Here is a 4770-nt window from a genome sequence, read left to right on the forward strand (position 1 = left end):
AAATATAAAATAATTATTGATTTTTATTCATTAATATATTATATTATTTATATATTTAATAAGGATTATCTATGAAACACGAATTTTTTCAAAAAAAGAGTTTGGATTATTATGATTCTTTGGTACAAAAAGTTAAAGACAAGTATGAGGAACCTTTAGCTGAGATGTTAGTAAAGTTAATCAATGAATTAATCCCTGTAGTGAATGAATTAACTTCTGAAGTGGAGAGGAGAACATTAGGTGACGAAACAGTTAAACTCCCACTACTAAATCTTGACAATAAGGTGGAAAGCTTGGTAGCAATAAGAGAACTATGTTATAGCATACAGCACCGTTGCGCAACTCTATTCCCTAGTGATGAACTTGAACAACTTACGCTTTATTGGAAGAAAATTTTAACAGGAGAGCAGGTCGGCGCGATTAAAGCAAAAATTGGTATACCTTTGTCTAATCCGCAAGCAGAGCTTACAGACCTTAGTAACATTTTAAAGTTTTTAATCCTTCACCTTACTTGCGGGCAAGGTATTTCAGATGAAAAATCTTTAGACGAAATGAAGGTTATAAAAGACCACATTTTTCAAGTTGTTTCTGCGGCAATAACTGTCCCCGCTTTAACAGATTTTTTTCGTGAAATTAAGGGATTAAATCCAAATGAGGTCAAGAAAAGTGATCTGGCGTTAGCCACATTGCAAATAGCTGGACACTATCGTCATGAAATCGCTGAATATGTTAATGATCCGAGTGCCGATGAAATGGGAGTGCTAGCATGTGGGAAGGATTGGATGCGTGACCCTGTATTTCTTAATCCAAGTTGGAAACCGTGGGATGTGCTAATGAATGAAAAAATTAAGGGACACTTGGGTGGTGATCATCTACTACCTGGTGCAACAATAACTATGCTTAAAAAATTAACATTTTCAGAGCTCGAACAATTCAATGGTACCTACGGCGTTTACCATCAGGATGGTGACATTGTTGAAGTCAAGAAAAACTCTAAGAGTGCCTGTTACCATTTTAGTGTATCTCAGGATGGTGAAAATGTTAAGGTTATTTGCGTCCATAAGCCTTTTAACGAACAAGAATATTACAAGCTGGGAGAATTAATATTAGCAGTGCTCGAAAGTGATGGAGAGACAGCTTTATATAGCGCCTTAAAACCTCTACTATATGATCTGAGTCATGATACCCTGCTCGTGCGTGGCCAGTCAGCCAGTGAGAAATCTATAGCCGAGGCTTTATCTATAGTACAGAACTTCCATTTTAAGTTTATTCCAGAATGGATGCCGCCAAATCTAAATTATGATCAGCAAATACTCGCAATAGTGTCGCAACAAGAATGGGAGAATAGTGTACTAGGCTGTACTTTGACTCCTATTGATCAAGATTAATAAAATAGATTTCTTGCGGCTCTGGCGCATTTATTGAGAGTGAGTTCAATATTTTGCTCCCCAAATTTTAGATAAGCTGGAATGGTATTGGAAAGCTCAACAACGCTTATTGCTGAGCTTTGAATTCCATAGCATAAACCCACTATGCCATGAAAACTGTAGCCTACAGCATGATTAACCTGAGGCATTTTTTGCGGATAACTACTAATCCTAGATTAATCAAGCAGTGATGAAGCTAAGGGAAGAGTGCTGCCCGGATTGCAATAAATCATGCAATTTTCAATATAAAAACGAAAATCACCAATTTTACTTAAGACAGGAAAACTTCAGGCTATTTTTAAATTACAAACTCGCAATAAGTTGTAAGTATACTGTAGTGAAGGAGCGTAAGTTCTATACTAAAATTATGAATTCCACCAAAATCATGTCATTTTTTTAATGATTTTTTTATTAGGTGGCTAATCGATTTAATAATCACTTTCCATTAATACAGTTGAATCTATTTTAATACAGATAGACGCTTTAAATTATATCAAGTAGGCTATCCTAATGTTAGTGTATTTGTATGCTCTGTTAGAGAAAATACAAAAGCTTCTATACTTAATCAACTTTATGGAACATTCGAATAATTTAACAGTCATTAAATTCAAATATTTTCTAAAAAAATTTTTGCTTTATTTTTTATACGGAGCTACCGGCGCAGTTTTCCCTTTTGTTTTTGGCATTGTACTAGGTATACCTTCAATATCCCTAGCTGCTGTTGCTCTTGCAATTGCTGACTTAATCAATTTAGAAGTAGGTGAAGACAAGAAGCCGCCAATAGTTTTTAGTAAAGCACATACAACAATTTTATATGTGCTTATAGCATTGGTAATTTCTTATACTACTATAATTTTATCATTAGTAATCACTAACTGATTCAAGTATTTAGGGCGCTTATAAATAGCAATATTTTGCAGATGAGGAATGACACTGTGAATTTTGCATGTGATCTGAGGCGTGCTTTTGGTAAATTAGGTAGGTAAAAATGGCACTAATACTTACTATTTAATTCAAGTAATATTCAGCCCTTAAATCCCTAATCTTACACTCATCGCCCTAGCAGGGTGCTCGATTGCTTGTTCATAAACAACGCATAAAACATCTTTTTTTAATATTAAATACCATCATATTCTATTTGAAACAATATTACTTTTTGCTGCTCTTAGAACCCCCTACTCTTTAGTTTCAATAAAATATCTACTAGGTTCATTAGCTAACAATTTAATTTGTTCTATGATTATTAGGTTTCTTATATGCCTCATTAATTTAAATACTCCTCAGCTTTAACCCCCGGAATATGAGCAAATGCGATAGGATTTGTTTTTACAGCCAAACGAATGCCTAAGTTTATTATTGGCCTTCCATATTTATTGTTGATATTGTCCATAGCCATTGATACCCCCTGCTTCCTTTTAATAACAGCTATCTCATCAAAGGTAGCTAACGCGGCTTTTCGATTAAGCCAGCGAGTGATACCGCCACTTGATGCACATTATTAACTTTATTTTGCTCTGCCAACCGATCCCAAATAATAAGTAATTGCTTTAAAATTGTTGCGTTATCGCAAGCAGGGGATATTTTGGCGGAGGATTTATAAACTACCCTATTGGTAGTTCTAATGTATAAATTTATAAAGGTAGAATATAAAGCTTTGTCTCTTAATCTCTTCGCTGCTTTCATTATTAATTCTACAGCAACGTCACGAGCAGCATTAACCTTTCTTATCTCAGGAGCAAGTATTCTACTATGGCCTATTCCCGGTATATCCCTTAAGGAAAGACCAAAAAGTTTTGTTGGTATATCTTCTGGTTTGATAATAGATAACCCATCAGGTTTTTTCATTTCAGCCGCTATTTTGGCTAAGTACTTACTTGGCGCAATACTGATTGAACAAGTTATGTAGTCTCCTACATTTTGTTTAATAGCTAGCTTAATAACTTGAGCAAGTCGGATAGCCTCTTCTTCCTGTTGGTATTTGCCTGTTAACCTACCTGCGCCTTCATCTATGGAGCATATGTAGTCTATATATAATAGTTTGTTAACCTCAGCAAATATGCGCGTATGATACTCTACATATAGCTTATGCCTAACCGGTACACAAATGAGTTCAGGGCAAAGTTTTTTTGCTTCGTAAATCTTGGTACCTGTTTTAATACCTTTTAGCTTTGCTTCATAGCTAGCAGCAATAGCGCAAGTAGAGTCGGATAGCAACGGAACAACAGCTATAGGCTTTCCCCGAAGAGAATGGTTTACTTGTTGTTCGATAGTAGCAAAGTAGCTATTAAGGTCAAAGTACAGCCAATTCAGACCAAAGACTTCTTTTAAGCATAAGCGCACCTTCTTAGCAATTATAAACCGACCCCACATCAACTTTGATAAGTGTACGTTATTCTAGTGCAATAAGAAAGATTTTTCAAAGCCTTAGGTGTAACGTGAGTTTAATATCATATAAAAAGTAGAAACATTGACCTTCTCCCCTACCTAAAGAAAGGAGCTTCTTGTTATTAAGCTGGTACTAAGTTTCCTATTCCCAGAGATTCCTGTTTCATAGAGGCAGCTAACGCCACCCTCTCCGCAGACTATTACGGCAAGCCATGGCTAATCTATTACGTGCCAACCTATGATATAGATTTAGAACAGACTGCCATCAGAGAGTTTAAAGAGGAGACTGGGCTAGAATGGGATATTAAAAACGGTTATCCTGTTCATTTAAGCACCCGTAGCGCTTATGGGGTTACTAACGATAAGAGACTATACACCATTGTAGCTGCTTTCTTATTAGATTATAAGGAATTGGAACATGCTCCTTTTACCAAAGCTGGCAGTGATATAGGAGAAGTACTATGGGTTAAATTAAGTGGATATTATAAAGAACCCTAAGATTTCTCCACAAACGTATGGTAGTAAGATAAGCAGGTATAGTATAAATTTAAATGAAACCACCTATTACATACAGGACGCTAACGGAGCTGAAATAGAAGCATACGCCAGCACTCTTGGAATTATTTTGTGAACTCACTGGGGTTTCAATTTTCAATCAATAAGGTTATACGCTTTTTGTGCTTGCTTTATAAAAAGGTCTTCTTGATCAAACTCTAGATCTACTTTATCGAATTTATTCCTAGAATTAAGGAAATAAACCATATCTTGTTCTATCTTTCCAAACATAACCTGGTTTTTATAAAAGCCAACTAGGTTCTCCCCTACCCTATACTCAACCTTGCCAAGACTTATTGCCAAACCAAGAACTTTCTTTATCATTTTACTAAGTTTCCTATTCCCAGAGATTCCTGTTTCATAGAGGCAGCTAACGCCACCCTCTCCGCAGACTATTACGGCA

General features: G+C 35.7%; 7 protein-coding genes. 3 read left to right on the forward strand and 4 right to left on the reverse strand.

The window, feature by feature from the left end:
• The first annotated feature begins 71 nt into the window (after positions 1-71).
• Positions 72-1388, forward strand: coding sequence for a hypothetical protein (locus tag Megvenef_RS07490; protein ID WP_322777338.1), 1317 nt, complete (start codon positions 72-74; stop codon positions 1386-1388).
• Here the strand turns inward: Megvenef_RS07490 and Megvenef_RS07495 are convergent.
• Positions 1385-1576, reverse strand: coding sequence for a hypothetical protein (locus Megvenef_RS07495; RefSeq protein WP_322777339.1), 192 nt, complete (start codon positions 1574-1576; stop codon positions 1385-1387). The two genes, Megvenef_RS07490 and Megvenef_RS07495, sit on opposite strands and share 4 nt — an antisense overlap.
• Positions 1577-1937: 361 nt before the next feature.
• Between Megvenef_RS07495 and Megvenef_RS07500 the strand changes: the two genes are divergently transcribed.
• Positions 1938-2306 carry a hypothetical protein gene (locus tag Megvenef_RS07500; protein WP_322777340.1) on the forward strand — a complete coding sequence of 123 codons (369 nt, stop codon included), beginning with the start codon at positions 1938-1940 and terminating at the stop codon, positions 2304-2306.
• A gap of 385 nt (positions 2307-2691) precedes the next feature.
• On the opposite strand, the gene Megvenef_RS07505 is transcribed toward Megvenef_RS07500, so the two are convergent.
• Positions 2692-2817, reverse strand: a complete 126-nt coding sequence (locus Megvenef_RS07505) for a hypothetical protein (protein WP_322777341.1) — start codon at positions 2815-2817, stop codon at positions 2692-2694.
• Positions 2818-2870: 53 nt separating this feature from the next.
• Positions 2871-3797, reverse strand: coding sequence for a Y-family DNA polymerase (locus Megvenef_RS07510; protein ID WP_322777342.1), 927 nt, complete (start codon positions 3795-3797; stop codon positions 2871-2873).
• Positions 3798-4040: 243 nt separating this feature from the next.
• On the opposite strand from Megvenef_RS07510, the gene Megvenef_RS07515 reads away from it, so the two are divergent.
• Complete coding sequence (locus Megvenef_RS07515) at positions 4041-4310, forward strand: NUDIX hydrolase (RefSeq protein ID WP_322777343.1); 270 nt, start codon at positions 4041-4043, stop codon at positions 4308-4310.
• Positions 4311-4463: 153 nt separating this feature from the next.
• On the opposite strand, the gene Megvenef_RS07520 is transcribed toward Megvenef_RS07515, so the two are convergent.
• Positions 4464-4770, reverse strand: a 307-nt coding sequence (locus Megvenef_RS07520; RefSeq protein WP_322777344.1) for a hypothetical protein, incomplete at its 5' end; no start/stop codon positions are given.

The organism is Candidatus Megaera venefica (genome assembly GCF_034554655.1).
Taxonomy (GTDB): domain Bacteria; phylum Pseudomonadota; class Alphaproteobacteria; order Rickettsiales; family Rickettsiaceae; genus Megaera_A; species Megaera_A venefica.